Here is a 25,334-nt window from a genome sequence, read left to right on the forward strand (position 1 = left end):
TATGTTTGATAAAATAGAAGAAGCAATTTATGAACTAATGCAAGGGAAGGTTGTCATCGTTTGTGACGATGAAGACCGTGAAAATGAAGGTGATTTTGTAAGTTTGGCTGAAAAAACAACACCAGAAGTCATTAATTTTATGATTAAATATGGTCGTGGTCTTGTTTGTGCCCCCATTACTGAAGCACGAGCAAAAGAGCTAGAACTCGTTCCGATGGTTGATCATAATACAGACCCACATGGTACGGCTTTCACAGTCAGTGTTGACCATCATACGACAACAACAGGGATATCAGCGCAAGAGCGTTCTACAACTGTAATGGCGTTAATCGATGAATCGACAAAAAAACATCATTTTAAACGTCCTGGTCATATTTTTCCGTTAATTGCAAAAGACGGTGGTGTCTTGCGTAGAGCTGGTCATACAGAAGCAGCTGTAGATTTAGCGAGATTATGTGGCGCCAAACCCGCAGGTGTCATTTGTGAAATTATTAAAGATGATGGTACGATGGCACGTGTACCTGACCTACGAAAAATTGCGGATGAGCATGATTTAAAAATGATTACGATAAAAGACTTAATCCAATATCGCCACCGCAAGGATAAATTAGTCAAACAAGAAGTGGAAATCAAGCTTCCAACTGAATTTGGTGATTTTAAAGCTGTTGGTTACTCAGACATCCTAGAAGGAAAAGAAAGTGTGGCATTAATTAAAGGAGATATTGTTCCAGGTGAACCTACATTAGTTCGCGTTCACTCAGAATGTTTAACAGGTGATGTCTTTGGTTCACATCGTTGTGATTGTGGTCCTCAGTTACATGCAGCATTAGCACAAATCGAGCAAGAAGGCCAAGGAGTTCTGCTTTATATGAGACAAGAAGGCCGTGGAATTGGTCTTATCAACAAAATGAAAGCTTATAAATTACAAGAAGAAGGCTTTGACACAGTAGAAGCCAATGAAAAATTAGGATTTGGACCTGATCTTCGGGATTATGGAATTGGCGCACAAATTTTACGTGATCTCGGCATTACAAAAATGAGATTATTAACAAATAACCCTAGAAAGATTACAGGATTAAGTGGATATGGTCTAGAAATTGTTGACCGTGTACCACTGCAACTGCCACATAATAAAGATAATGAAGGTTATTTGCGAACAAAACATAATAAATTAGGGCATATGCTTCATTTTTAATTTGTTTTTTATCCGCTTTTTAAAGCAGACTTTATACAATTTAGGAGGAAACAAACATGGGAAAAACATTTGAAGGAAATTTAGTAGGTTCAGGATTAAAAGTAGGTATCGTTGTTGGGCGTTTTAATGAATTTATTACGAGTAAACTACTTGGTGGGGCACAAGATGCGCTAAAACGACATGGGGTTGAATCAGATAACGTTGATGTTGCTTGGGTACCAGGTGCATTTGAAATACCATTTGCTGCTAAAAAAATGGCAGATTCAAAAAAATATGATGCTGTGATTACGTTAGGAACAGTTATACGAGGGTCAACACCGCATTTTGATTATGTTTGTAGTGAAGTTGCCAAAGGAGTTGGAGCATTATCTTTGCAATCTGGGATTCCTGTTATCTTTGGAGTATTGACAACAGATACAATTGAGCAAGCGATTGAGCGCGCTGGAACAAAAGCAGGAAATAAAGGCTGGGATGCGGCAACTGCTGCGATTGAAATGGCAAACTTAAGTCGTTCATTGGAACAGTAATGTAAGGCTTTAGCATTGTATTTCCTGTGAAATAGCTCATTTTCTTGAAGCTTTACTCACATGAAACTGGACGAATATGGACAGGTTACAAAAATAAGGCCAATAGACTTATCTCAAATTCCTCTCTGCGATGAACAAATAGAATGGTATAATCATATAGTGAAGAAAAATAACAAAAAATGTTTCTTTTATTACACAAAGAGGGATGAACAATGCTAATTAAGTATAAATCATCATGGAAAAAGATAGCGATGGGCCTTATTTCGTTTATGCCAGGAGAAAAAGATATAAAGAAACTTCAAGAAACGATTGAGCGTTATGAACAAGACTCGAATTGGGACCTCTACTTATGGAAACAAGAAGATATAGTAGGGATAATTGGGATTCGGCTCCTCAATGATGGGAAAGCGGAATTATGTCATCTAAGTGTGAATCCTTCTTTTCGTCATGAAGGAATTGGAAAAAAGATGGTTGACGCCGTGAAACGAGTAACTAAAAGTGAATTAATTCCAAATGAAAATACAAAAGATTTTTTTATAACGTGTGAAATGAAAGAATAAGAAGGGGGAGTTATATCCCCTTCTTTTTTTCTTTCCGTATTTTTTTCTGGTGCTGTCGCTCTTCGATAACGTCTGAGCGGTCACGTAATGTATGTTTATGTAGTAAAAATTCGTTAGAGAAATCAGTGGGTGCCCCCCATAAACAATGGTGTCGTTCACAATGTTCCCTACATATAGCGAGTAAGTGTTCGTCATGTAAAGGTATATCTATATCTTTGTATGGCTTTTTAGTTTGTAACGATTCAATACATTGCGTGATTTGATGTAAAAGAGAGGAAACATCGATTCCTAGTTTTGTTAGTTTTGCTTGTTCATGCGTAATGATGGTTTTTGCACTTTCAAGCATTTTATTCGCGCCTATTCGATTGTTTCTTCTATAATGGTAAAGGCCTACGGCGAGTTGAATTAATCCAACCCAATGCTTTTCTCTTTCATGTATGGGTGCTTCTTTCCAATATTCTTCTAGAATTTCATGGCATTCAAAATAGTCACGTAAACCATGAAAATGGACGAGATAGTCGATATAAGGCTGTGGGTACATGAAGGACGACTCCTTTTGTGAAAATATGCATTTACACTAAGTGTAACATATTTTGAAACGGATGATTTCAGTTTCGTCAAAATATGATATAATCACCTCTAGCAAATAAACGCTGAACTACGTGTTCACGGAGGGATTATGAACCAATATAATGTAAAACTGGATGCCTTTGAAGGTCCACTTGATTTATTACTTCATTTAATTAATCAAGCTGAAGTAGATATATATGATATTCCTGTCGCTCATATTACCGGGCAATATTTAGAATATATTAAGGCGATGAAAGAGTTGCAGTTAGATGTGGCGAGTGAGTACTTAGTGATGGCTGCTACACTGTTAGCGATAAAAAGTAAAATGCTGTTGCCAAAACAACAAGAGGAGTTATTTGATGACGAATTTCTCGGTGAGGAAGAAGATGACCCTCGTCAAGAACTGATGAATCGATTGATTGAATACCGAAAATATAAAGAAGCAGCCCAAGAGCTACAAGACCGTGAACAAGATCGAGCACTTATTCATACAAAACCTCCAAGTAGTTTGGATGAATATTTAACGGAAGAAGACCGGTCTGTCGTTACGGTTAAAGGTGTGAGCTTATTTGATATGATCGGTGCTTATCAAAATATGTTAAAGCGAAAAAAGCTCAAAGCACCTCGAACAACAACAGTAAAAAATCAAGAGTATTCCATTGATACGAGAATGGGCGAAATTATGGAGGAATTAAGCCGATATAATGGACAAGCGACCTTTTACTCTTTATTTACGTATCAAGACCGCTCACATATGGTTGTCACGTTTCTAGCCATTTTAGAGCTTATGAAGAGTCGTTCCATTTATTGCAAACAGGAAAAGAATTTTGATGACATTTTAATTTTTACAAAAAAGGAGGAAGGAGACTATGACGTTAAAAGAACTTAAGGGAGTGATTGAAGGATTGTTGTTTGCGGCTGGAGACGAAGGACTCACATGCAAACAAATTGCTGAAGTCATGGAGACAGAAGAAATGACAATCATGAATATCCTCTCAGAATTAATGGTCTCCTATCAAAAAAAAGATAGGGGTATGCAACTTGTTGAAGTAGCTGGGACATATCAGCTGGCGACAAAGCGGGAGCATGCTGACTACTTTAAGCGCTTAGCTTATTCCCCAACGCATACGGGATTATCCCAAGCTGCACTAGAAACACTAGCAATAATCGCTTATAAACAACCAATTACAAGAATTGAAGTAGAAGAAGTTCGCGGAGTAAAATCAGAGAAAGCGATCCAAACATTAGTAACAAAATTATTAATAAAAGAAGTTGGTCGTATGGATGGAACAGGCCGAGCGATTTTATACGGTACAACAAAAGAGTTTCTCGATTATTTTGGGTTAAACACAATTGAAAACCTTCCCCCACTACCAGAAGCGATTGATGAGTTGGCAGTGGAAGAAGAAGCGGATTTATTCTTTAAAAAGTTTGAAGAAACTTTAGATGGGGTAAATAAGTAAAATAAATCTAATATTTTCTCTCTTTTACGCGTTATGTTTGTTATACTAATATAAACGCTTACAAAACCATTTCTGGAGGGAAGATTGTGTTACTAAAAAAAGCAATAGGTTATGAATTACAAAAGGAAAAGCCGAACACGTCAGAAGACTTCTTTAATCGTTCCATCGTTTCTTATGTAGAAGATGGTGTTGAAAAAGAATTTTCCGTCTTGTATGTACGTTATTTCGATGAAGTTTTTTCTGAGTTTCTACCTTATGAACAAGACCCACTCTTTTCTGTTCATGAGCGGGATGTGTCATTTAAAGATACTGTTGCACTTGTTAGTTTATTAGCTGTTCCAAATAATAAAAACAAAAAAAGAATATATATTAATGAAAAAAAAGAGCTATCTTCAATGTATGCTAATGTCGATTTGCAATTAGTAAAAAATATTTTTACAGAGATTGAAGAAAAAGGCGAATATATGTTAAATGGTACAGTTAAACTATCAGTGTAAAAAGATTGATTTATTTTATGACAAACAAAGGCTTTCTAATGCAGAATGTCGTATAATTTAAATAGAATCGAAACAACGATGAGCTGGAGGTGATCGCTAATGGGAAATACGTTGGTTCAAAACCAATTAACATTAGCGCATGATACGTTATTAGAAATATGCAGCAAGCTTAGTCATTTTTTAGACGAAACAACGTTAACAGACATTATTAACGACTCTACAGGTGATGAAGAATACTTTAAATCCGTGTTATCGTCATTGCGTCGTGTTCTTGTTTTTTGTGAAGAAGGCAAAGAAGCAAGTGAAATTATTTTAAATGGGAAAACATTTCGAAAAGTAGCTGCTGAAAAGACATTATTTTGGATTTACCATCACTGTGTTGAGGAGTTTTTTAACCCAAGAGTCGATAATTGGTATGAAGATAGCCGTTCTGCTTACACGGGAAAAAATGCGATTCATTTTTCAAAGCAAGTTCCTACTTCTTTAAAAGATGTCATGAAAACAATTGAAGGACCATTCCAAACGATTCGCGAAGAATTAGAGTACTATGAAACAGATTTCCAAACGAAAATGATGCAAACGAAATAATTGTAAAAAGCTGTACAGAAAACTCTGTACAGCTTTTTTGACCTTTCTACCAATCTGAACGTGGTGAAGTCGGGTCACAGTGTGGCGCTTGTAAATCTGTCGACTCAGCAAGCTTCATTAAATAATAACATTCTTCCCGCGCCATATGATCCGCCATTAACCCTTGTAATGTACCAAGCATTCGGTTTGTCATTTCTAATTCCTCTAACTCATCTAAAAAGTTCTTAAAAAGGATAATTTCTAGTTGAACTTGGTCATTAAAGCGATCTAGTGCTGGAAACTTATCAATATTTGCTCGTAAGTAACCAGCCATTTCAACGGCTTTTATATAATATTGTTCAAAAGTCTTGGTGAAATCTTGACTCTTTTCTAACAGCTTCTTTTCCACCATATCTAATGAACCGGAAATACCATCTGCGTGACCCGCTGCATCTAAAAGCCATACGAGATGGTGATGCAGCGGGTGACATGCTGGTGGAATCTCTTCGTTTAGTAAGTATGGTAAGATTCTAATATATTCTTCTACTTCATTAACCATATGATTTAGAAAAGTGGGTGAAAGTTCAATCACAACGTCACCGACTAAATGTTCCTTTATGATATCTAATTTAAATTCTCGAATTTCTTTTGCATACACGATCGCTTCTTCTGATAGTTGTAATAATTGTTCTCTTGTCATCGGTTGTTTCGAACGATAAAGAAGATTGTCAAACATTTCGATAAAATGCTTCGCTGTTGCGACATGTTCTTCTTCTCGTGGTGATAATGTGTCATAAATAAAACGACTATGGTCTCCTAGTACTTGTAACCAAAAATGATGTTCAAACAATGCTGTTTCTTCAAAGCTTTTCATTCTAGCACAACCTCCTTATTGTCAATCACCATACAATATGCAGAACAAAAAGAGACCGTGACATATGCACAAAAATGGTTTCCTCTAGCATATAGTAAAGCGACACGCGCAAAAGGAGGAAGAAACGTGCAAGAATATAAACAGGAGCTACAAGCATGGGTGCAGGAATTGAAGGAAACGTATATGGGATTTTCAGAGTTGCGACAAGCCAATGATGATGATGGTTTGTTAGAAAAAATTGAGGCATTAGAGGCTACGTTTGATAAAGAGGAAGAAGACCTTGAGGAATTATATAGTGCTGCAATGGACGTGTATAAAGAATGGGCAAGAGAAGAGGAAGACGAAGAAAGAAAAGAAATAAAACAGATGTTAGGAATAGGGAAATCAGGAGGAAGGGTTCCAATTGGAGGACATACATTACCACCTTTACCTTATGATTATGCAGCGCTAGAGCCGTACATCTCGAAAGAAATTATGAGGTTACATCATACAAAGCACCATCAAAGTTATGTGGACGGCTTAAATAAAGCGGAAAAAGAATTAGAAAAAAGCCGAAAAACTGGGGATTTTGAGCTAGTCAAACATTGGGAAAGAGAATTAGCTTTCCATGGGGCTGGTCATTATTTGCACACTATTTTTTGGAATGTCATGTGTCCTCGTGGAGGTGGGGTTGCAACGAGAGACATAGGCAACCAAATAAATCAAGATTTTGGAAGTTTTGACCAATTCAAAAAACACTTCTCAGAAGCAGCAAAAAATGTAGAAGGAGTTGGCTGGACAATTCTTGTGTGGGCTCCCCGATCTCATCGCTTAGAAATTTTAACTGCTGAAAAGCACCAAAATTTAAGCCAATGGGATATCATTCCATTACTTCCTCTAGATGTATGGGAGCATGCGTATTATTTACAATACAAAAATGAGCGGGAAGAATACATTAAAAATTGGTGGAATGTCATTAGTTGGTCTCATGTTAATGAACGATTTACGGAAGCTAAAAAAATTAAGTGGACACCTTATTAAGTTATTAATTGTAGAGCCTGCTCATTTATAAATGGGCAGGCTCTACTGTAACTTAAAATGGCGTCATTTTAAGTTGTCGGGAACGATGATGTTGATTACTCACCATCGTACAATTGTAGTATATATTCTTTCAAATCAACCATTCGTAAATATTCAGGTTCTTTATCTGTACCAGAGATGATTAAAGCCGCTAATGTTTCATTTTTATGAATCCCACCATGTTCACCACCATCAACATGTAAAGGTGAACCTTGAGATTTAAATACATAACCCGGCTTTGCAGTTAAAATTAATGTGCTTGTGTCATGTGCGTGATGAGCACTGAAAAGTTGGTTCAGGACATCTGGATAGTCAACATAAGCTACTTCATTTTCTTTGCTATCTTTTTTTATTGTTAAAATATTTTCGTTGCCTTCAATATCCCATGTTTGGTCATATCGGTCTTTCCATGGCCCAAATTTTCTAAAACGGACGACATCATCATAATCAGGTGAAATGACATTCACCCATCCGTCTTGCATCCAGGAAGCATGAGCAATCCGTTTATCGACCATTGCGGTTTCTGCTAACTTAGGTAACAACTGTTCATTTTCTAATGCGTACACATAAGACATGCGGTGATTATTCCCAAATGCGATTTCCCCAGGTGTTAATTGATCCTGTAAGCGTGCTGGCTCATAGTCATGATAAATCGATTCTAAATCGATAGCCATTTCAACTTCATCATCAAGCAATTTATCTTGCCCATGGTCTCCGACAACGATAAAAATATTGTCTTCTAGTGCTTGTTCCCAACTAGGATAGGCATTTAAAATATCTTGAAATAAATGCTCAGCTCTTTCAAAGCCTTTTCGATAGTGAGGACTATTCTCATGTGCCTCTTTATCAAAATCGGGTAAGAAAACCATTAAAAAATCAGGTTGTTCCCCGTTTTTAATAATCTCTTTTGTAACCTCAACAGAATAATCATCATTTAATCCAAACTGTGAAAATAGACTATCTGGAAAGTTTTTATTTTCGACGACTTTTGGTTTTACGACGCTACCAAAAGCTAATAGGTCAGGTCCTTTCGTTTGTAGTGAGCCATTCATTCCTAACCAGTTATCTAACACCGGTGGTAAATGCATATCATGATTTGTATTTCCTCGATAAATAAGCGTATTTACAGACCCTGTTGTATACCCTTTTTCTTGAAGTGCTTCAAATATCGTTGTCGATTCTTCATTTAAATGTGTATTATTCAAATGGTATAACGAATCAAAAAGGGCTTGCTTCATTCCAAGTTGAGCCGCTTTTTGGATCGTTGAACCATAATCCACTAAGCGCTGTTCATCGTCTTTATACCAGACAAGACCTGGAACCTTATGATTATTCGGCATTTCCCCCGTCACCATTGAGCTTTCAATGACAACAGACATAGAAGGAAACGGAGCAACGAGATCTTTATAATATTGTCCATTGTCAATTAAAAATTCTAAAGCTGGAATCGTTCCTTTTTCTAACGAGTTGTCAACTAGTGAGCCCATCATTGAATCAATAATGACAAAGACTACTTTTTTGTTAGGATCTTTATCTTCTTTTTCTACTTGCTGTATGGATGCACCACCTTCATTTTCACCGTTACATCCTGCTAATATGAGGAATAACATCCCGACTAGTAGCCAAAATCTCATCATGACACTCCTTTATCTAATATTTTGCGACATATAAAGAATCTCCCTCAAGCCATTCAGCTAATAAAACATCTGTTGCTTTAGTTACCCCATTTTGAAGTAATTGAGCAGAGAGCCACTCTTCGTCAAATCCAGCTTCTTTTAAATTGTCCAAAAGAATCTCACCATCAGATATAATCGTAATGGGCAAATGAGCAATAGTGGAAGTTGGCTGAACGTCCTTTTTTTGCAAAGTTTGATAAGAGCTTTTTTTCATGACACTGACAGAGCCATTAGGTTCAAGTATGGCATATTCTATTTCTCGAAGTGAGAATACATCTTTTTCTCGTAGGAGGTGTTGCAGTTGATTCATATCAAGTCGATTTCGTTTTAATTCGGTAAAATCAATTTTGCCCTTCCGGATAATAATGGATGGGTTTCCTTCTAAAATAGTTCTCGACTTTTTAACGACTTGTGTAAGTTTTTCAATCGTAAAAATCAGAGCCCCCCAAACCGTAATTGCATATAAAACATACTTAAGTCCAATTTCTTTATCGTAAATCGCATTTCCTACCAATTCTCCGAGCACAAGGGCAGAAATAAAATCAAACGGTGTCAATTGGGTAATTTGCGTTTTGCCGAGTAGTTTCGTAATGGCTAACAAAGCAAAGAAACCAATAAGTAGCTCTGTTGTTAACGAGAAAAAATTCGTATTCATGACCTCACCCCGAGAAAAGATAGTTTTACTTTTTACAAAAATGGATGTTTTTACTCAAAAAAAGCAACGAACCTATGTAAAGGTCGTTGCTCGGATTTGTTTTAATTGTCTATCTAATTGCTGGACGAGCTTTTTGGAAGCAAAAGCTAAATGAGCGATTTCACTGTTTTCATCATGAATCGTTCCTCGAAAAACCGTTCGGATTCGATTATCATTCGTAAGCCAGTATGTACTTTTATATTCGTTAAAAATGGTCCAAAATTCGTAAATTGCTTGAATTTCTTCTGGCCTGAACGCTTTGCTTAATTCAGGGGTCGATAACCCGTGAGTGACCGGAGCATCTTCAATAAGTTGAGGATGAAGAGCGATCGTTTGTTTATAAACAGCCTCCCTTACTGTTAACGCTTGAATAAAAACATAAGAGCGCCATTCTTCATTTAGTTTTTCTGAGTTTTGTCGCGTCTCGATCGTCAAGTTTTCCACTGTTCGAAGAAGATTTTGTAATAATGCTAACTGTTGAAGTGTTCGCTTATTCCATTTGATAAAAAAAACGGCGAAGAGAATAGCGATAAATGAAATCATAAAAATAGATACAGTTTCGAATATTGACATTCGTTTATTCCTCCCCCACAAGGACGATTTAGTTTACAAATATTGTAATAGATAATTCTCTTATCTTTTTATCAGCCTATAAAATGTAACATTATCGAGGGCATTTTACAAAGAAGGAGGAATGAAAAGATGACAGTTGCCACTCAAATAAGACAAACATTAGCAGGATTAAAAAGTGCTCAGGCTAGCTTAGAAACATTTGCACTTCAAACGCAAAATCAACAAGCAAAGCAAATGTTCCAAAACATGGCTCAACAAACACAAGGAATCGTAGATACGATTACACCACGTCTGCAAGAAATCGAACAAGAAGAGCCTCAATATAAGCAACAATAACATGAGAAAGAGGGTTAATCGCGTATTAACCTTCTTTGTACATAATTGTACGATCAGAGATCCATACTATTTTTCATAGAAGAACGAAAATAGAAAGAGGGATACGATGAAAAAATTTATAAGTTTGTTTGTGTTGGTTATCATCGGTCTGCAAGGTTGCGGATTTGAGGCACAACAAGATATATCTCCTCAACAACTTGGGAATGAGGCCGTTGTTGACCAAACAAAAGCAGATGAAGCTAAAAAAATCGTATTGTCAATGGAGGAAGTGTATGAAGTAAAGGGCGTCACTCATAATGACAAAATTTATGTCGCTCCAAATGTGCACCATTTTGATCGGTTACGGCTAGAAGAAATAAGAAAAACTGGATTTGAAAAAATTAAGAAACGCTATCCGGAAGAAACAGTATTTTTTACAACAGATAAAAAAATATATATGGAGCTCGAAAAGCTGGAAACTGAATTAAAAAACAGAGAAATATCTCCATCAGCTTTAGAAGAGAAGTTATCAAAACTTGAGGATGATATGAAAGGGTAACGTAAAAAAGGAGGGTTGGACATGTCAGATCAGAAAAAGAAAAATTTATCCCCTGTTAAACAAGAGTATCAAAAATTTGCGAGCGAACACGAAATAAAGCGACCTGTCTTTAAAAATTGTATCCGCGCCTTTTTATTTGGTGGACTTATTTGCTTGATCGGACAAGGGGTTCAAACGGTTTTTATTCATTATTTTGATTTTACCGAACGAACAGCAGGAGACCCAACGGTTGCTGTGATGATTTTTCTTTCTGTGTTACTCACCGGCTTTGGTGTTTATGACCGGATTGCTCAGTTTGCTGGTGCGGGTACAGCTGTTCCTGTAACCGGTTTTGCCAACTCAGTGGCGAGTGCTGCGATTGAACATCGAACAGAAGGATTAGTGCTAGGTGTTGGTGGCAATATGTTTAAACTAGCTGGGTCTGTTATTGTTTTCGGAACATTTTCCGCGTTTGTAATTGCACTCATTAAAACGATACTCGTTCAATGGGGGGGATTGTAATGCTTGTCGGTCATCGTACATGGAAATTTGAAAATAAACCTGTCCTCATTTCTACAGGAACGGTAGGAGGTCCATTTGAGGCAAACGGAAAATTAGCTAATGATTTTGATACATTACACGATGATCTATGGATTGGGCAAGACTCCTATGAAAAAGCACACCGGGTTCTTTTGGAAGAAGCATGTCAAGAAGCAATAGAAAAAGTGCATCTTCAAAAAGAAAAAATTGAATTTATGCTCGCTGGAGATTTAGTCAACCAAATTACACCATCAAGTTTTGCAAGTCGCACGTTAGAAATTCCTTACTTTGGATTGTTTGGGGCATGTTCTACGTCGATGGAAGGTTTAGCTCTAGGGTCTTTTATTGTAAATGCAAAAGGAGCCAACTATATATTAACAGGTTCGTCGAGTCATAATGCGGCTATAGAAAAGCAATTTCGTTATCCGACTGAATATGGAGCACAAAAGCCACCAACAGCACAGTGGACTGTAACGGCAGCCGGTGTGGGTATTCTAGCACAACAAGGGGAAGGACCAGTCATTACTTCTGCTACGATTGGTCGAGTGGTGGATATGGGCTTAAGTGACCCATTTAATATGGGGGCGGCTATGGCTCCAGCAGCTGTAGATACAATTGAAGCCCATTTTCGTGATTTACAAATTGATCCTTCTCATTATGATTTAATTGCTACGGGAGACTTAGGTAAAATTGGGCATTCTATTGCCGAAGATTTATTTGAAAAGCATGGGCTCACCTTTGAAAAAGGACAATTTGATGATTGTGGCTTAATGATTTATAAAGATGACCAGCCGGTAATGTCTGGAGCTAGTGGTTCAGGTTGCTCCGCGGCTGTTACGTATGGTCATCTCATTAATCGAATGAAAAAAGGTGAAATTAAACGAATGCTTATTGTGGCAACAGGAGCTCTTCTTTCTCCTTTATCGTTTCAACAAAAAGAATCGATACCTTGTATTGCGCATGCTGTATCGATTGAAGCGGGAGGGATTCATTGATGATTTTCTTTTGGGCGTTTGTTGTTGGAGGACTAATATGTGTAATTGGTCAAATTCTTATGGATGTTGTGAAATTAACGCCTGCACATACAATGAGTACACTTGTTGTGTCTGGTGCAGTATTAGACGGGATTGGGGTGTATGAACCACTAATTGATTTCGCCGGTGCTGGGGCGACTGTACCGATTACTAGTTTCGGGAATGCCCTTGTTCATGGGGCGCTAGCAGAAGCAGAGCGCAACGGGATTGTTGGTGTCATTACAGGGATTTTCGAAGTAACGAGTGCAGGGATTTCAGCAGCGATTATATTCGGATTTATTGCTGCGCTAATTTTTAAACCAAAAGGGTAGGAGGTGAAACAATGACAGTTGCATCTCAAGTGAAGCAATGTTTATCCACGTTAAAAGGAATTGAATCACAACTAAATACATTTTCAATAAAAGCACAAGACGAGGAATCAAGACAGGCGTTTCATGAATCTTGTTTAATCACAAGAAAAGTCATTGTCGACATCGAAAACCGTGTAGGTGAACTAGAGCGGGAAGAGCCACAGTATAAAGGGTTTTAGTTTGCCTTAGAAAGGAGTGTTACGTATGCCAGGCTGGTTAGAGGTTGCCTTGCGCGCAACAATTGGACTATTTTTCGTTTTGTTTGCCTCGAAATTGTTTGTACGCAAGCCTGTTGCCCATTTAACCTATTTTGAATGGATTGCGATGGCCGCCGTTGCGATTATTGTTGCGGTCGGTTCGATCGGACTTGCTATTCCTCCAATGTATGTCATTATTGCTTTGTTTATATGGACATTTGTGCCGTATCTTCTCGGTCTTTTGTCAATGAAAAGTAAAACTGTAAGAAATGTAGTTGGAGGAAAAGGAATTCCTTTTATTAAAGACGGGAAAGTATTAGAAGATAATTTAAAAAAACAGCGCTATTCTACCGATGAATTATTAACTCAATTACGTTCAAAGCAAGTATTTAAGGTGGCAGATGTTGAATTTGCCGTGCTTGAGCCAACAGGAGATTTAAATGTCCTGTTAAAGAAAGAATATCAACCTTTAACGGCAAATGATATGAAAATGCCTGTTGCTCCAATCAAACAACCTGAAACGGTTATTATGGACGGAAAAATATTAGATGAACCTTTATCGACACTCGGGTTTAATCGAAAATGGCTAGAAATAGAACTTGATAAAATCGGTGTTGCGATTGAAAATGTGTATGTTGGTCAGGTGGATTCATATGGAGAATTAACGGTAGATTTATTTGATGATAAGCTTCAAGTACCTAAACCACAAGAAAAGCCATTATTGTTAGCCTCTATTAAAAAATGCCAAGCCGACCTCGAAGCCTTTGCACTGCAAACTGAATCACAACAAGCGAAGAAAATGTATGAAAACAGCTCAAAAGATATGGAGCGAGTGTTAACGCAAATGAAAAAGTATTTGAAATAAATACGTATGAACCGCACTGTTTTTATCTATTACAGTGCGGTTTTTATTAACGGACATTTTTTCCACTATTTAAAGGAAAAGGTAGGTTTGTTGAGGGCTATCGGACCGCTGTTCCGCTAAAGCTGAAAATTGTGCTGCTTTCTTCCTTTAAAATGGGTGAATAGCGGAACGTATGTCCATTAAAAAAGTGTAAAACTCGGCTTTTTGATGGAATAGCGGAATAGATGTCCGAAAGATAAAGGTATGGGGTGAATTCCTAGTGAAACAACATCGAATTATCTTCGGTGTTTTCTTTTGTTCGTAAAGAAATATGTACATCTTTCTCTTTTGAGATGGAAGCGAAAAAAACATCATGAATATTTTGAACGCCATGTTGATGTAACTGCTCATCAACCCACACATGATCGAGTTGAAACTTGGAAAGAACGCCTTCATACACTTGACCTTCGATAATAAATGGAAAAGCAATTCCGCTTTTCTTTTTTTGTAAGCGTAAATCTTCAAGTGTAACTTCAGACTTGTTGTTTGTCTTCACAACGCTTAGTTGTCCGTTTGCTTCAATAATCGCTAATTCAACATCTTCAAGCGAGAAAATATTTTTTTCCCTTAACATTTGTAATACATTATCAATGGAATATTGAATTCGTTGTAAGTTTTGAACTTGAAACACACCATGGCTAATTACAATCGTAGGTTCGAATGTGAGCCACTTTCCTATTTTTCTATGTTTAATAATGAGAGTGGCCACTCCTTTTTGCAATAGGCTAATCATGACAATCGCAAATGCAGTATAAATATGGCTGACATTTGGATCTGCGATATCTGCGCCTGCCACTGATGCTAACGTGACAATGACTAAAAAATCAAAAATCGGAAGTTGTCCAATTGAGCGCTTCCCCATATATAAAGCAAGGATGAGCAGGAGAGGGAAAATGGTGATTATTCTACCGAGCACGGTTAATAATTCAAAAAACGTTTGCATGTGATCACCTTTTATTCGCTATATTCGTTTATTTAGCTTTCCGCAAATTCTTTTCTTAATTCATACATATGAGACAAGGATGAGCATACACTTGTACAAATAAAAAAAATTGGGACGGGGATAGTATGACCAAAAAGGCTAACAAATCTATTATTATTTCAATAATCTTTGTTTTACTATTTAGTACGTTAACTGTATCAGGGAATCGAGCAAAGGCTGTTGGAGGGGTTTCTGCTCAAGCCGCCATTTTAATTGAACAATCGTCTGGGCGAGTGTTATATGCAAAAGATGAACATGCGCAATTACGAATTGCTAGTATTACTAAAATTATGACGGCGATTTTGGCTATTGAATCAGGAATGTTAGAGGAAACTGTGACAGTGTCAAATAATGCTGCTGGAACAGAAGGGTCTTCGCTGTATTTAAAACCAGGGGAAAAAATTAAATTAAAAGATTTAGTATATGGGTTAATGCTTCGATCTGGTAATGATTCTGCAGTGGCGATAGCCGAACATGTAGGTGGAAGTTTAGATGGGTTTATTTATATGATGAATGAAAAAGCGAGAGAAATTGGAATGACTCGTACCGTGTTTAATAACCCACACGGCTTAGATGATCATGAAGAGCATTATTCTACGGCCTATGACATGGCTTTGTTAACAAAATACGCGATGGAAAATGAAACATACCGTGAAGTTTCTTCAACAAAATCATATCGTGCTCCTCAAGAAGGAGAAAAATGGGACCGAATCTGGCAAAATAAAAATAGGTTGTTAACGCAACTCTATAAATATAGCACTGGGGGGAAAACGGGATATACGAAAAGAGCAAATCGTACATTGGTGTCAACCGCTACAAAAGACGATTTGGATTTAATTGCCGTTACATTAAACGCACCTAGTGATTGGCATGACCATATGAATATGTTTAATTGGGCTTTTGATTCTTATGAACTTCAACTTTTAGTGAAAGAAGGATTTGTGAAAGGAATTGAGGAGGAGTTTTATAAAGACAGAGTGTATGCTCCTTTCACATTTACATATCCTTTAACGAAAAAAGAGCAAAAAGGGATGAAAAAGAAAGTGACGTTATACAACCCACCAACGGACAATAAGTGGGAAGAAGGACATATTACAGAACCCGTCGGGAAAATTATGCTAACGATAAAAGACGAAACAATTGGGGAAGTTCCTCTCTATTATGAAGCACCAGAAATTGAAGAAAAACAAAGCTTCTGGTCTAAAGTGAAGGAAATGTTTTTTATTACAATTGGAGTGAAACCATATGATTAATTACATATGGGTAGGCATGATTGTAATTGGAATTGTGTTTGCTGCAATCAATGGGACAATGGAAGAATTAAATGAAGCGATTTTTGCTGGTGCAAAAGATGCGGTTACGATTTGTTTTGGTTTAATTAGTATTCTCGTTTTTTGGTTAGGTATGATGAGAATTGCTCAAAACTCAGGTTTGCTAGATGGATTAGCAAAATTAATGAGTCCAATTGCGAAGAGAATTTTTCCAGAGGTCCCACCAAACCATCCTGCTATGGGATATATTCTTTCAAACATGTCTGCTAATATGTTTGGATTAGGAAATGCCGCAACGCCAATGGGGATAAAGGCGATGCAAGAATTAAAGCAGTTGAATGGGGATTCTGACCAAGCGAGTCGTTCTATGATTACACTATTGGCGATAAATACAGCGAGTATAACATTAATTCCAACAACAGTTATCTCAATTCGTATGAGCTATGATTCGGTGGCGCCAACAGAAATTGTAGGAACAACGATTATGGCGACGGCTTGCTCAACATTAGGAGCTTTACTAATTGACCGCTTTTTTTATTATCGACGAATAAGAAAAGGGAGGAAATAGCATGAGTTGGATAACTGTCATCTCCATGTGGATGATTCCGATGCTCATCGGTTTTATCCTTCTCTATGGAACATATAAAAAAGTGCCTACATATGAGACATTTGTAGATGGTGCAAAAGAAGGTTTCTCGATGGCTGTTTCCATAATCCCTTACTTAGTTGGTATGATGGTCGGCATTTCTGTTTTTCGGGCTTCAGGCGCAATGGATTTTTTTATTGGTCTTTTTCAGCCTGTGTTGCAAGCGATTGGTGTTCCGAGTGAAATCGTGCCACTAGCATTAATTAGGCCGATTTCTGGGACAGGGGCACTCGGGATGACATCTGATTTAATTGCCACATATGGACCAGATTCATTTATTGGTAGACTAGCCTCGACAATGCAAGGAAGTACAGATACAACATTATATGTTCTTACCGTTTATTTTGGAGCAGTCGGAATAAAGAAAATGGGGGATGCTCTAAAAGTTGGATTACTAGCAGACATTGTTGGAATTATTGCAGCAATTGTGATTGTTACATTAGTTTTTGGATAAACTAGGAAAAGAGGAAGCCATACATAGGCTTCTTCTTTTTTTCATAAAAGCGAAAATTGTCATTACTTGAGTATTACTTGTGACAGAGGTATGATGAAATGTGAGGTGAAATGATGGAACGTTTACAAAAAGTAATTGCACATGCAGGTGTAGCTTCAAGGCGAAAAGCAGAAGAATTAATATTAGAAGGAAAAGTAAAAGTAAATGGAGTTGTCGTTAAGGAACTTGGGATGAAAGTAACTCCTAGAAAAGATGAAATTGAAGTGAATGGTGTCCCAATAGATAAAGAAGAACCAGTGTATTTTTTATTGTATAAACCAACTGGTGTCATATCAGCGGTTAAAGATGATAGAGGGAGAAAAGTCGTTACGGATTTCTTAGAAGTTGAACAGCGTGTTTTTCCTGTAGGTCGACTTGATTATGATACGTCAGGAGCCCTATTGTTAACGAATGACGGTGAACTGACTAATATACTCACTCATCCGAAACATAAAGTCGATAAAACATATATTGCGAAAGTAAAAGGGTATCCAACAAAAGAAGTTATTGAGAAGCTTAGAAGAGGGATTATGTTGGAAGATGGAAAAACAGCGCCCGCTCGTGTCAAAATTGTGTCTGGAGATAAGAAAAAAGGAACGTCAATTATTGAAATGACGATCCATGAAGGAAGAAACCGTCAAGTAAGACGGATGTTTGATGCGGTTGGACACCCCGTGTTGAAGTTAAAAAGAGAGCGATTTGCCTTTTTAGAAGTAGGAAGTATGACCCCAGGAGAAACAAGGCCACTTAAGCCGTTTGAAGTAAAGCAGTTAAAAGAAATAGCTGTCACATAAACGTCAAAAACAATTCACGTATTTGTTTCATTTCAAATGTATAATAGGGTGAATGAAACAGAGATAAGATCAAAGTTCAAGGGGAGAGCGGTATGATACGGAAAAGATTGCTACTACGGACTTCGATACTTGTCGTGATTACGATAGCATTAGTATACACGTTTTATACTAATTTTTTTGCTGATAAAGCAAGTGTCCGTGTAGGTGAAGAGCCTATTAATTTCGTGTTAACAACATTAGAAGGAGAGCGAATTGAATTAGCTGACTATAAAGGTCAGGGTGTCTTTTTAAACTTTTGGGGAACGTATTGTAAACCATGTGAAGAAGAAATGCCAATTATGGACGATTTCTATCAAATTTACAAAGACCAAGGGGTAGAGATTATCGCTGTTAATGTAAATGAAGCTGACCTTCGAGTCCAACGCTTTGTTGAACGGTATAACCTCTCATTTCCTGTTGCGATTGATAAAGGAATGTTAGTCAGTGACGCATATGGCATTCGCCCATTGCCAATTACGTTTCTCATTAATGAACATGGAATAGTAGAAAAAATTCATACAGGAATGATGGACGAGGCACTAGTTGAAGAATTTATGGAATTAATCAAACCGAAAACGTAATGGGGTGTTGTTATGGATAAAGTGAAGTGTGAATGTGGTCACGCCAATCCATATGGCACTGTCATATGTGAGTCATGTGGGAAGCCGTTAGAGGGAGATTCAACGGGGCTCCTGAATATGCGCTATGAAGGTGTCGCAAGACGATCACAAACTTATAATCGAACGATTATTGATAAAATATGGAACTTTTTTTCGTCGGTAAAAGTAGGCGTTTGGATTATTATTCTTACATTAGTTGCATCATCATTAGGAACAATATTTCCACAGCAAATGTATATTCCACCTACAGCAAATCCGGCAGTGTACTATCAGGAAACACATGGGTTCCTTGGGCAAATGTATTACCAGTTAGGCTTTCATAACTTATATAGCTCATGGTGGTACATGATTTTAATTGCTTCATTAGGGATTTCATTATTAATTGCTAGTATTGATAGAGTCGTTCCGTTGTATCGTGCGTTGAAAAAACAACGTGTGACACGTCATGAGTCTTTTATGAAACGTCAGCGCTTATATGGTGTTTCTGATGTCCAAAATGAAGAAGAAACAATGGAAAAAGCAAAGCAATTATTAAAAGAAAAAAAATATAATGTTTCCGAAGAAAATGGAAACGTAGTAGCGGAAAAAGGTAGATTTTCAAGGTGGGGGCCTTATGTCAATCATCTTGGCTTAATTATTTTTCTCATCGGCTGTATGTTGCGGTTTTTCCCTGGTATGTACGTGGATGAATTTGTGTGGGTTCGCGAAGGAGACACGGTTGTCATCCCAGGTACGGATGGACAATATTTTATTGAAAATGAAGAATTCATTCTCGAAGTGTATGATGAAGAGGATGAAGTATTTGGAGAAGCTCTTCAACGTTCTGGGGTACCTGTTGCACAAACATTTAAAACTCGGGCTGTCGTCTATGAACGTATGGAACCAACCGTTGTTGGGGAAGAAGCAGAGTTAAAAGAAATAGCAAGACATAATATCATTGTAAATGACCCGATGAAGTTTTCTGATTTTGCTCTATATCAAGTTGATTTTAAATTAAATGAATTAAATCAAATGGCATTTACATTAGATCATAAAGAGTCTGGAGACACATTTGGGCAATTTACAGTTGATTTGTATAATCCATTAGATGAATATGATTTAGGTGATGGGTATAAAGTGCGTGTTCTTGATTATTTCCAAGACTATTTCTTTGATGACGCAGGAAATCCGGCGACTCGTTCTAAAATCCCAAATAATCCAGCTTTTATTTTTGAAATGATTACACCTGATAAACCTGACGGGGAAATAAGTTTTATCGCGATTCAAAGAAATCTGGAACCTTTTGGTGAAAATGATTACCGTATATCATTTGCTGGTATTGATACAAAAAATGTCACGGCCCTAACTGTTCGGAAAGATCACACACTTGGATTTTTAATGGTAGGTGGAGCTATCTTTATGATTGGACTAGTCCAAGGTTCTTATTGGTCACATCGAAGAATTTGGATTCAACAAGTGAACGGTCAAATCATGATGGCAGGACATGCGAATAAAATGTGGGCGTCGTTAAAAAAAGACATAGAAGCTGTTGTGGAGCAAACAGATTTAACTATGCCAATTGACCAAGTAGAAGAAAAGGAAAAAGAAGAAACAGCTCCTAAGGAGGAAACAATGTAATGTTAGCTTTAAGTAGCAATTTATTACTTACTGCCTTTTTCTTATATTTAGCTGCTACAATTACGTTTACTGTTTCGATTACAGGGAAGAAGTGGCGAAATAAAAAAGGTGTAGAAGGAAATCGGTGGGGAACGTTTGGGTTTATCATCTCGATTTTTGCATTTTTGTTTGCAATGGGTTATTTTATTACACGCTGGACGGTTTCAGGACATGCTCCAGTTAGTAACATGTTTGAATATACAACATTTTTAGGAATTATGATCGGTTTCGCGTTTATCATTTTATATGCGATTTACCGTTCGAATATATTAGGTCTATTTACGATGCCAATTGTCATGCTTATTATTTCGTATGCATCATTGTTCCCGCGTGAAGTTGCGCCATTAATTCCAGCTTTACAAAGTAATTGGTTAAAAATTCACGTTATTACTGTAGCCTTAGCTCAAGGGGTATTAGCGATTGGGTTTGTTGCTGGATTAATATATTTAATTCGAACTCTTGATTTTACAACAAAAAATAAAAAAGCGCGCTGGCTTGAATTTATTTTATATGTGTTATTGTGTATGGTAGGGTACAATATTTTAGGTACTGGGTTTAATCTTGTGGGTTATGAATCAACATTCTCATATGTGAATGAAAATGGTGAGGAAGCTCAAATGCAATACAATCTTCCTGCCATTGTAGGTCCGAATGAAGGAACATTGCTAACCGAAGGAAGAATGGATGCTTTGTTTCATGTTCCAGCAAACATTATCGCGAATGATTTAAACTCAGTAATATGGGCGTTTACGATTGGAATCGCGATTTATTGGTTGCTGCGATTAGTATTACGAAAACCAATCGGTGGAGCGATTCAACCATTGTTGAAAAATATTAGTCCACAATCGGTTGATGAATTAAGCTATCGAGCCATTGCGATTGGATTCCCATTATTTGCATTAGGCGGCTTGATTTTTGCGATGATTTGGGCACAAATTGCATGGACAAGATTTTGGGGCTGGGATCCAAAAGAAGTGTGGGCCCTTATTACGTTCTTATTTTATGCGGCGTATTTGCATTTGCGACTTTCAAGAGGCTGGCATGGTGAACGTTCAGCATGGCTATGTGTAATAGGGTTTGCTATTATTATGTTTAATCTGATTTTTGTTAACTTAGTTATTGCAGGGCTTCATTCCTATGCATAATATAAAAGCACGATCCTAATTGGGCAGTGCAAAAAAATATAGTGGTGTTTAGTACGAGGAGGGTTATCGATGGAACAAGAAGGAAAAATTTTAGTAGTTGATGATGAAGAGCGCATTCGCCGCTTATTAAAGATGTATTTAGAAAGAGAAGATTATATTGTAGAAGATGCTGAAAATGGAGAAGTCGCTTTAGAAATGGCTCTTGAAAATGACTATGACCTTATCCTTCTTGATATCATGATGCCTGGTATTGATGGAATCGAAGTATGTCAAGAGCTTAGAAAAACAAAAGCAACTCCGATCATCATGTTAACAGCAAAAGGGGAAGAAGCAAATCGTGTACAAGGGTTTGAAGTCGGTACAGACGATTACATTGTAAAACCATTTAGCCCAAGAGAAGTCGTTTTGCGTGTTAAAGCACTTTTACGTCGTTCATCTAGTACACGTTTTCTTCAAACAGAAACAGCAGCAAAAGATGTTCTTGTCTTTTCTCATTTAACGATTGATAATGATGCACATCGAGTAACAGTAGATGGGAATGAAATCAGTTTAACTCCTAAAGAATATGAACTTCTCTATTATTTAGCGCAAACTCCTGATAAAGTTTTTTCAAGAGAACAACTGTTAAAAGATGTGTGGAATTATGACTTTTTTGGAGATTTGCGTACTGTTGATACTCATATTAAACGATTACGCGAAAAATTAAATCGAATTTCACCAGAGGCAGCTAGCATGATATCTACCGTATGGGGTGTCGGATATAAATTTGAGGCTGTGAAAGAGTAATGTTTTGGCGAAGTGTTGTTGGAAAACTATGGTTTACGATTTTATTACTCGTGTCCGTAGTTTTATCCATTTTAATGGCACTCATGCTCCAATTTTTTGAACGGTTTCATGTTAGTGAGGCCGAGTCACAATTGATGAATCATGCAGATATGATTGCGACCATTTTAGAAGTGTATGATGACAAAGAGATGGCGTTAGTAACGATATCTAAAATTGCAGAAACTTACGATATAAAAGCAGTAATTTTGGATAATGAAGAGCATTGGTATTCTTCTAATCCAAGTGAAACTGTAAACTTACCGATCTCGATTTTTTATGAAGATCCGGTTTTGTCGAAAGTGTTTCAAGGAGACGAATCAGTTGTCAGTCAAGGTGATTTTCCCTTTGTAGAAGATGGGGTTGAGGTTCATACGGAAATAATGGTCGTTGGACGTCCAGTTGAATTGAATGATATTCAAAGTGCGGTTTTCCTTTATCAGTCCCTTCTAGCGATAGAACAAACAACAGCACAAACAAAAAGAATCATCATATTCTCTGCTGGAATCGCGATTGTATTAACAACGATTTTTGCATTTTTCTTGTCAACGAGAATTACAGCTCCATTACGAAAAATGCGGCAAGCAGCAGTTGAAGTCGCAGAAGGAAACTTTGATACGAAAATTCCGATTCTTACGATTGATGAGATTGGGAAGCTCGCTATTGCTTTTAATCGAATGGGACGAGAATTAAATCGAAATATTACCGCGTTAAATCAAGAAAAAGAACAACTTTCTCGAATACTAAGTAGTATGGCTGATGGAGTCATTACGCTTGATCGTAAAGGCCGGATTGTTGTTACGAATCCTCTTGCCGAACGATTCATTCAAGCTTGGTATTATGAACAAGGCTTGAATATTGATGCTGTGGAAGATCTACCTAATGCAGTTAAAAAGCTGTTTCATCAAGTTGTTGTTTTAGAAAGTGAACAATTTGACGAAATTGACATCCAAGGTCGTAGTTGGTTTATCTTAATGACACCGTTATATGACCAAAAATTCGTCCGTGGTGCTGTAGCAGTTATTCGAGATGTGACCGAGGAACGAAGGCACGATAAACTACGAAAAGATTTCATTGCCAATGTATCTCATGAGTTAAGAACACCGATTTCCATGTTACAAGGGTATAGTGAAGCGATAGTAGATGATATTGCTCAAACGGACGAAGAGAAAAAAGAAATTGCCCAAATCATTTATGAAGAATCGCTTCGCATGGGTAGGCTCGTCAATGAACTTCTTGATTTAGCAAGAATGGAATCAGGCCATATTGAATTAAATATGGAAGAAGTGAATATAAAAGACTTTACAGACCGAATTATTCGTAAATTCCAAGGATTAGCGAAAGAACAAGGCATTCACCTAATGTGTGACGTCAAAAACAATGAAAATATCATTTTTTTTGACTCAGACCGAATTGAGCAAGTATTAACAAATTTAATTCATAATGCGATTCGACATACACATGAAGGTGGAAAAGTTCGTCTTTTGGTCCAATCGACAACCGTAGAGGCTCGTTTTGATGTTGTTGATACAGGTTCCGGCATACCAGAGGAAGATTTTCCGTTTGTGTTTGAACGGTTTTATAAAGCGGATAAAGCACGAACAAGAGGGACTGCTGGTACGGGACTTGGACTAGCGATTGCGAAGAATATTGTCGAAGCACATACAGGACACATTTCCGTGCATAGTAAAGTTAATGAAGGAACAACATTTAGTTTTTCGATTCCTCGAAAAAACGAAGAAAATAGAGAAAATGAGCGAAAATAATTGTTTCATGAGAAACACTGTTCGTATACGGTAAAAAGATTGCTGAATGAAAAGATTCAGTAGTCTTTTTTTTATACGTTGACAATGATTATCATTCTTAGTATGATTTATTGAGAATGATAATCATTAATGTTGCCATATAAAGGAGAGAGTTCAGATGGAAAATGTTTTATTGTTGTTTTGCAGTATGTCGGGCAATACAGAAGCGATTGCTGATGTTTTAGAAGAAGGTTTAGCTGCTGAGGGTGTTGTGGTAACAAAAAAAGACGTGTTAGATGTTGATGCTAGCATTCTATTAGAATATGATGCGGTTGTCATTGGAGCGTATACATGGGGGGATGGAGAACTTCCTGATGAGTTTTTAGATTTTTATGAGGAAATGGAAAACATGGATTTATCGGATAAAACGTTCGGTGTTTTTGGATCGGGTGATACAGCTTATGAAATTTTTTGTGGGGCTGTAGATATCATTGAAGAGCGGATTAAAGAGCAAGGAGGACAAATTGTTGTAGATGGATTGAAAATTGAGTATGAGCCAATTGGCGAAGATATCGACTTATGCAAAGAGTTTGCAAAGGAATTTGTAGTAGAAAGCAAAAATAAAAATACAATAACGAAGTGAAAAACATGTCAAACAAATAAATATTGTGTATAATAAGGTCGTACATCATAGAAGCAAATAATAAAATGATAAGGTCACTTATAATCATAAGTGTGAAAAGGGAAGTTGGTGAAATTCCAATACGGTCCCGCCACTGTAATAGTATCAAGTCCTTTTACATAGCCACTGTGCAAACGGGAAGGCAAAAGGAATAAGGATACTTAAGTCAGGAGACCTGCCTTATCGTTGTATGTGGATGCCTTCGAGGAAAGGTGAAGCAGTATTATTAGTAGCGACCTTACTATAATATTGTCTACTTTTGCTCTCCATCGACAGGGGAGCTTTTTGTTTGTCTACATAAAAGCA

The 25,334-nt window shown here is 37.2% G+C and carries 31 protein-coding genes and 1 riboswitch; of the genes, 25 read left to right on the plus strand and 6 right to left on the minus strand.

What is annotated here, in order from left to right; all coding sequences use genetic code 11:
* Position 1: 1 nt before the first annotated feature.
* The 3 genes from T323_RS0110090 (at position 2) to T323_RS0110100 (ending at position 2,282) form a co-directional block, all read left to right on the plus strand.
* Positions 2–1,195 carry a bifunctional 3,4-dihydroxy-2-butanone-4-phosphate synthase/GTP cyclohydrolase II gene (locus T323_RS0110090; protein WP_026673169.1) on the plus strand — a complete coding sequence of 398 codons (1,194 nt, stop codon included), beginning with the start codon at positions 2–4 and terminating at the stop codon, positions 1,193–1,195.
* 56 nt (positions 1,196–1,251) lie between these two features.
* Entirely contained in the window at positions 1,252–1,722 is a 471-nt protein-coding gene (gene ribH / locus T323_RS0110095; RefSeq protein WP_026673170.1) for a 6,7-dimethyl-8-ribityllumazine synthase, read from the plus strand.
* 212 nt (positions 1,723–1,934) lie between these two features.
* Positions 1,935–2,282 (plus strand): GNAT family N-acetyltransferase, encoded by a 348-nt coding sequence (locus T323_RS0110100; RefSeq protein ID WP_026673171.1) that lies wholly within the window; start codon positions 1,935–1,937, stop codon positions 2,280–2,282.
* A gap of 10 nt (positions 2,283–2,292) precedes the next feature.
* Here T323_RS0110100 and T323_RS0110105 read toward each other — a convergent pair whose 3' ends face one another.
* The gene (locus T323_RS0110105; RefSeq protein ID WP_026673172.1) at positions 2,293–2,823 is read right to left on the minus strand and encodes a DUF309 domain-containing protein; all 531 of its coding nucleotides are present in this window, start codon (positions 2,821–2,823) and stop codon (positions 2,293–2,295) included.
* Between the two features lie 138 nt (positions 2,824–2,961).
* On the opposite strand from T323_RS0110105, the gene T323_RS0110110 reads away from it, so the two are divergent.
* From T323_RS0110110 to T323_RS0110125, 4 genes are all read left to right on the plus strand, one after another.
* The gene (locus T323_RS0110110) at positions 2,962–3,741 is read left to right on the plus strand and encodes a segregation/condensation protein A (protein WP_026673173.1); all 780 of its coding nucleotides are present in this window, start codon (positions 2,962–2,964) and stop codon (positions 3,739–3,741) included.
* Entirely contained in the window at positions 3,722–4,315 is a 594-nt protein-coding gene (scpB, locus tag T323_RS0110115) for an SMC-Scp complex subunit ScpB (protein ID WP_026673174.1), read from the plus strand. The genes T323_RS0110110 and scpB overlap by 20 nt, the downstream gene beginning before the upstream one ends.
* An 86-nt stretch (positions 4,316–4,401) precedes the next feature.
* Positions 4,402–4,812, plus strand: coding sequence for a hypothetical protein (locus T323_RS0110120; protein WP_026673175.1), 411 nt, complete (start codon positions 4,402–4,404; stop codon positions 4,810–4,812).
* Between the two features lie 99 nt (positions 4,813–4,911).
* The gene (locus T323_RS0110125) at positions 4,912–5,400 is read left to right on the plus strand and encodes a DUF3907 family protein (protein ID WP_026673176.1); all 489 of its coding nucleotides are present in this window, start codon (positions 4,912–4,914) and stop codon (positions 5,398–5,400) included.
* Between the two features lie 46 nt (positions 5,401–5,446).
* Here the strand turns inward: T323_RS0110125 and T323_RS0110130 are convergent, their stop codons facing one another.
* Complete coding sequence (locus tag T323_RS0110130) at positions 5,447–6,253, minus strand: DUF2935 domain-containing protein (protein ID WP_026673177.1); 807 nt, start codon at positions 6,251–6,253, stop codon at positions 5,447–5,449.
* 126 nt (positions 6,254–6,379) lie between these two features.
* On the opposite strand from T323_RS0110130, the gene T323_RS0110135 reads away from it, so the two are divergent.
* Positions 6,380–7,273: a superoxide dismutase gene (locus tag T323_RS0110135; RefSeq protein ID WP_026673178.1), complete on the plus strand. Its 894-nt coding sequence runs from the start codon at positions 6,380–6,382 to the stop codon at positions 7,271–7,273.
* Positions 7,274–7,368: 95 nt separating this feature from the next.
* Here the strand turns inward: T323_RS0110135 and T323_RS0110140 are convergent, their stop codons facing one another.
* The 3 genes from T323_RS0110140 to T323_RS0110150 form a co-directional block, all read right to left on the minus strand.
* A complete protein-coding gene (locus T323_RS0110140) occupies positions 7,369–8,946 on the minus strand; it encodes an alkaline phosphatase family protein (RefSeq protein ID WP_051556473.1) in 1,578 nt (525 codons plus the stop codon).
* A gap of 16 nt (positions 8,947–8,962) precedes the next feature.
* Positions 8,963–9,643: a YetF domain-containing protein gene (locus T323_RS0110145; RefSeq protein WP_026673180.1), complete on the minus strand. Its 681-nt coding sequence runs from the start codon at positions 9,641–9,643 to the stop codon at positions 8,963–8,965.
* Between the two features lie 72 nt (positions 9,644–9,715).
* Positions 9,716–10,255, minus strand: coding sequence for a hypothetical protein (locus T323_RS0110150; protein WP_026673181.1), 540 nt, complete (start codon positions 10,253–10,255; stop codon positions 9,716–9,718).
* 129 nt (positions 10,256–10,384) lie between these two features.
* Here T323_RS0110150 and T323_RS0110155 point away from each other — a divergent pair, with 129 nt between their 5' ends.
* From T323_RS0110155 to T323_RS0110185, 7 genes are all read left to right on the plus strand, one after another.
* Positions 10,385–10,591: a DUF1657 domain-containing protein gene (locus T323_RS0110155; protein WP_026673182.1), complete on the plus strand. Its 207-nt coding sequence runs from the start codon at positions 10,385–10,387 to the stop codon at positions 10,589–10,591.
* 106 nt (positions 10,592–10,697) lie between these two features.
* Positions 10,698–11,129, plus strand: coding sequence for a YhcN/YlaJ family sporulation lipoprotein (locus T323_RS0110160; RefSeq protein ID WP_026673183.1), 432 nt, complete (start codon positions 10,698–10,700; stop codon positions 11,127–11,129).
* 21 nt (positions 11,130–11,150) lie between these two features.
* On the plus strand, positions 11,151–11,630 hold the full coding sequence (gene spoVAC, locus T323_RS0110165; RefSeq protein WP_026673184.1) for a stage V sporulation protein AC: 480 nt from the start codon (positions 11,151–11,153) through the stop codon (positions 11,628–11,630).
* Positions 11,630–12,643, plus strand: coding sequence for a stage V sporulation protein AD (gene spoVAD, locus T323_RS0110170; protein WP_026673185.1), 1,014 nt, complete (start codon positions 11,630–11,632; stop codon positions 12,641–12,643). Before spoVAC ends, spoVAD begins: the two co-directional genes overlap by 1 nt.
* Positions 12,643–12,993, plus strand: a complete 351-nt coding sequence (gene spoVAE / locus T323_RS0110175; RefSeq protein ID WP_026673186.1) for a stage V sporulation protein AE — start codon at positions 12,643–12,645, stop codon at positions 12,991–12,993. The genes spoVAD and spoVAE overlap by 1 nt, the downstream gene beginning before the upstream one ends.
* 11 nt (positions 12,994–13,004) lie before the next feature.
* Entirely contained in the window at positions 13,005–13,211 is a 207-nt protein-coding gene (locus tag T323_RS0110180; protein WP_026673187.1) for a DUF1657 domain-containing protein, read from the plus strand.
* Positions 13,212–13,236: 25 nt separating this feature from the next.
* Positions 13,237–14,094: a DUF421 domain-containing protein gene (locus T323_RS0110185; RefSeq protein WP_026673188.1), complete on the plus strand. Its 858-nt coding sequence runs from the start codon at positions 13,237–13,239 to the stop codon at positions 14,092–14,094.
* Between the two features lie 256 nt (positions 14,095–14,350).
* Here the strand turns inward: T323_RS0110185 and T323_RS0110190 are convergent, their stop codons facing one another.
* The gene (locus T323_RS0110190; RefSeq protein WP_026673189.1) at positions 14,351–15,076 is read right to left on the minus strand and encodes a DUF421 domain-containing protein; all 726 of its coding nucleotides are present in this window, start codon (positions 15,074–15,076) and stop codon (positions 14,351–14,353) included.
* A gap of 125 nt (positions 15,077–15,201) precedes the next feature.
* Here T323_RS0110190 and T323_RS0110195 point away from each other — a divergent pair, with 125 nt between their 5' ends.
* The 10 genes from T323_RS0110195 to T323_RS0110240 all read left to right on the plus strand — a co-directional run bounded on the left by T323_RS0110195 (position 15,202) and on the right by T323_RS0110240 (position 24,989).
* Entirely contained in the window at positions 15,202–16,368 is a 1,167-nt protein-coding gene (locus T323_RS0110195; RefSeq protein WP_026673190.1) for a D-alanyl-D-alanine carboxypeptidase family protein, read from the plus strand.
* Entirely contained in the window at positions 16,361–16,954 is a 594-nt protein-coding gene (locus tag T323_RS0110200) for a nucleoside recognition domain-containing protein (RefSeq protein WP_026673191.1), read from the plus strand. Before T323_RS0110195 ends, T323_RS0110200 begins: the two co-directional genes overlap by 8 nt.
* Position 16,955: 1 nt before the next feature.
* Positions 16,956–17,486 carry a spore maturation protein gene (locus T323_RS0110205; RefSeq protein WP_026673192.1) on the plus strand — a complete coding sequence of 177 codons (531 nt, stop codon included), beginning with the start codon at positions 16,956–16,958 and terminating at the stop codon, positions 17,484–17,486.
* Positions 17,487–17,599: 113 nt separating this feature from the next.
* Positions 17,600–18,319 (plus strand): pseudouridine synthase, encoded by a 720-nt coding sequence (locus tag T323_RS0110210; protein WP_026673193.1) that lies wholly within the window; start codon positions 17,600–17,602, stop codon positions 18,317–18,319.
* Between the two features lie 92 nt (positions 18,320–18,411).
* On the plus strand, positions 18,412–18,939 hold the full coding sequence (resA, locus tag T323_RS0110215; protein ID WP_026673194.1) for a thiol-disulfide oxidoreductase ResA: 528 nt from the start codon (positions 18,412–18,414) through the stop codon (positions 18,937–18,939).
* 12 nt (positions 18,940–18,951) lie between these two features.
* The gene (resB, locus tag T323_RS0110220; RefSeq protein WP_026673195.1) at positions 18,952–20,595 is read left to right on the plus strand and encodes a cytochrome c biogenesis protein ResB; all 1,644 of its coding nucleotides are present in this window, start codon (positions 18,952–18,954) and stop codon (positions 20,593–20,595) included.
* Positions 20,595–21,779, plus strand: coding sequence for a c-type cytochrome biogenesis protein CcsB (gene ccsB, locus T323_RS0110225; protein WP_026673196.1), 1,185 nt, complete (start codon positions 20,595–20,597; stop codon positions 21,777–21,779). The genes resB and ccsB overlap by 1 nt, the downstream gene beginning before the upstream one ends.
* A 69-nt stretch (positions 21,780–21,848) precedes the next feature.
* Entirely contained in the window at positions 21,849–22,565 is a 717-nt protein-coding gene (locus tag T323_RS0110230) for a response regulator transcription factor (protein WP_026673197.1), read from the plus strand.
* A complete protein-coding gene (locus T323_RS0110235; protein ID WP_026673198.1) occupies positions 22,565–24,367 on the plus strand; it encodes an ATP-binding protein in 1,803 nt (600 codons plus the stop codon). Before T323_RS0110230 ends, T323_RS0110235 begins: the two co-directional genes overlap by 1 nt.
* A gap of 157 nt (positions 24,368–24,524) precedes the next feature.
* Positions 24,525–24,989: a flavodoxin gene (locus T323_RS0110240; protein WP_026673199.1), complete on the plus strand. Its 465-nt coding sequence runs from the start codon at positions 24,525–24,527 to the stop codon at positions 24,987–24,989.
* A 54-nt stretch (positions 24,990–25,043) separates the two neighbouring features.
* Positions 25,044–25,225: riboswitch (cobalamin riboswitch) on the plus strand.
* Positions 25,226–25,334: the final 109 nt, after the last annotated feature.

Source organism: Alkalihalobacillus bogoriensis ATCC BAA-922 (assembly GCF_000621445.1).
GTDB classification, from domain to species: Bacteria; Bacillota; Bacilli; order Bacillales; family Bacillaceae_F; genus Bacillus_AO; species Bacillus_AO bogoriense.

Excerpts from the sequence above, each read along its gene's own strand:
- T323_RS0110240 (WP_026673199.1), top strand. The coding sequence starts at position 24,525 with ATGGAAAATGTTTTATTGTTGTTTTGCAGTATGTCGGGCAATACAGAA.
- ribH (WP_026673170.1), top strand. The coding sequence starts at position 1,252 with ATGGGAAAAACATTTGAAGGAAATTTAGTAGGTTCAGGATTAAAAGTA.
- ccsB (WP_026673196.1), top strand. The coding sequence starts at position 20,595 with ATGTTAGCTTTAAGTAGCAATTTATTACTTACTGCCTTTTTCTTATAT.
- T323_RS0110140 (WP_051556473.1), bottom strand. The coding sequence starts at position 8,946 with ATGAGATTTTGGCTACTAGTCGGGATGTTATTCCTCATATTAGCAGGA.
- T323_RS0110190 (WP_026673189.1), bottom strand. The coding sequence starts at position 15,076 with ATGCAAACGTTTTTTGAATTATTAACCGTGCTCGGTAGAATAATCACC.
- T323_RS0110185 (WP_026673188.1), top strand. The coding sequence starts at position 13,237 with ATGCCAGGCTGGTTAGAGGTTGCCTTGCGCGCAACAATTGGACTATTT.
- spoVAC (WP_026673184.1), top strand. The coding sequence starts at position 11,151 with ATGTCAGATCAGAAAAAGAAAAATTTATCCCCTGTTAAACAAGAGTAT.
- T323_RS0110110 (WP_026673173.1), top strand. The coding sequence starts at position 2,962 with ATGAACCAATATAATGTAAAACTGGATGCCTTTGAAGGTCCACTTGAT.
- spoVAE (WP_026673186.1), top strand. The coding sequence starts at position 12,643 with ATGATTTTCTTTTGGGCGTTTGTTGTTGGAGGACTAATATGTGTAATT.
- T323_RS0110180 (WP_026673187.1), top strand. The coding sequence starts at position 13,005 with ATGACAGTTGCATCTCAAGTGAAGCAATGTTTATCCACGTTAAAAGGA.
- T323_RS0110100 (WP_026673171.1), top strand. The coding sequence starts at position 1,935 with ATGCTAATTAAGTATAAATCATCATGGAAAAAGATAGCGATGGGCCTT.
- T323_RS0110205 (WP_026673192.1), top strand. The coding sequence starts at position 16,956 with ATGAGTTGGATAACTGTCATCTCCATGTGGATGATTCCGATGCTCATC.
- T323_RS0110200 (WP_026673191.1), top strand. The coding sequence starts at position 16,361 with ATGATTAATTACATATGGGTAGGCATGATTGTAATTGGAATTGTGTTT.
- resB (WP_026673195.1), top strand. The coding sequence starts at position 18,952 with ATGGATAAAGTGAAGTGTGAATGTGGTCACGCCAATCCATATGGCACT.
- resA (WP_026673194.1), top strand. The coding sequence starts at position 18,412 with ATGATACGGAAAAGATTGCTACTACGGACTTCGATACTTGTCGTGATT.
- T323_RS0110090 (WP_026673169.1), top strand. The coding sequence starts at position 2 with ATGTTTGATAAAATAGAAGAAGCAATTTATGAACTAATGCAAGGGAAG.
- scpB (WP_026673174.1), top strand. The coding sequence starts at position 3,722 with ATGACGTTAAAAGAACTTAAGGGAGTGATTGAAGGATTGTTGTTTGCG.
- T323_RS0110230 (WP_026673197.1), top strand. The coding sequence starts at position 21,849 with ATGGAACAAGAAGGAAAAATTTTAGTAGTTGATGATGAAGAGCGCATT.
- T323_RS0110155 (WP_026673182.1), top strand. The coding sequence starts at position 10,385 with ATGACAGTTGCCACTCAAATAAGACAAACATTAGCAGGATTAAAAAGT.
- T323_RS0110235 (WP_026673198.1), top strand. The coding sequence starts at position 22,565 with ATGTTTTGGCGAAGTGTTGTTGGAAAACTATGGTTTACGATTTTATTA.
- spoVAD (WP_026673185.1), top strand. The coding sequence starts at position 11,630 with ATGCTTGTCGGTCATCGTACATGGAAATTTGAAAATAAACCTGTCCTC.
- T323_RS0110160 (WP_026673183.1), top strand. The coding sequence starts at position 10,698 with ATGAAAAAATTTATAAGTTTGTTTGTGTTGGTTATCATCGGTCTGCAA.
- T323_RS0110125 (WP_026673176.1), top strand. The coding sequence starts at position 4,912 with ATGGGAAATACGTTGGTTCAAAACCAATTAACATTAGCGCATGATACG.
- T323_RS0110105 (WP_026673172.1), bottom strand. The coding sequence starts at position 2,823 with ATGTACCCACAGCCTTATATCGACTATCTCGTCCATTTTCATGGTTTA.
- T323_RS0110210 (WP_026673193.1), top strand. The coding sequence starts at position 17,600 with ATGGAACGTTTACAAAAAGTAATTGCACATGCAGGTGTAGCTTCAAGG.
- T323_RS0110130 (WP_026673177.1), bottom strand. The coding sequence starts at position 6,253 with ATGAAAAGCTTTGAAGAAACAGCATTGTTTGAACATCATTTTTGGTTA.
- T323_RS0110145 (WP_026673180.1), bottom strand. The coding sequence starts at position 9,643 with ATGAATACGAATTTTTTCTCGTTAACAACAGAGCTACTTATTGGTTTC.
- T323_RS0110195 (WP_026673190.1), top strand. The coding sequence starts at position 15,202 with ATGACCAAAAAGGCTAACAAATCTATTATTATTTCAATAATCTTTGTT.
- T323_RS0110150 (WP_026673181.1), bottom strand. The coding sequence starts at position 10,255 with ATGTCAATATTCGAAACTGTATCTATTTTTATGATTTCATTTATCGCT.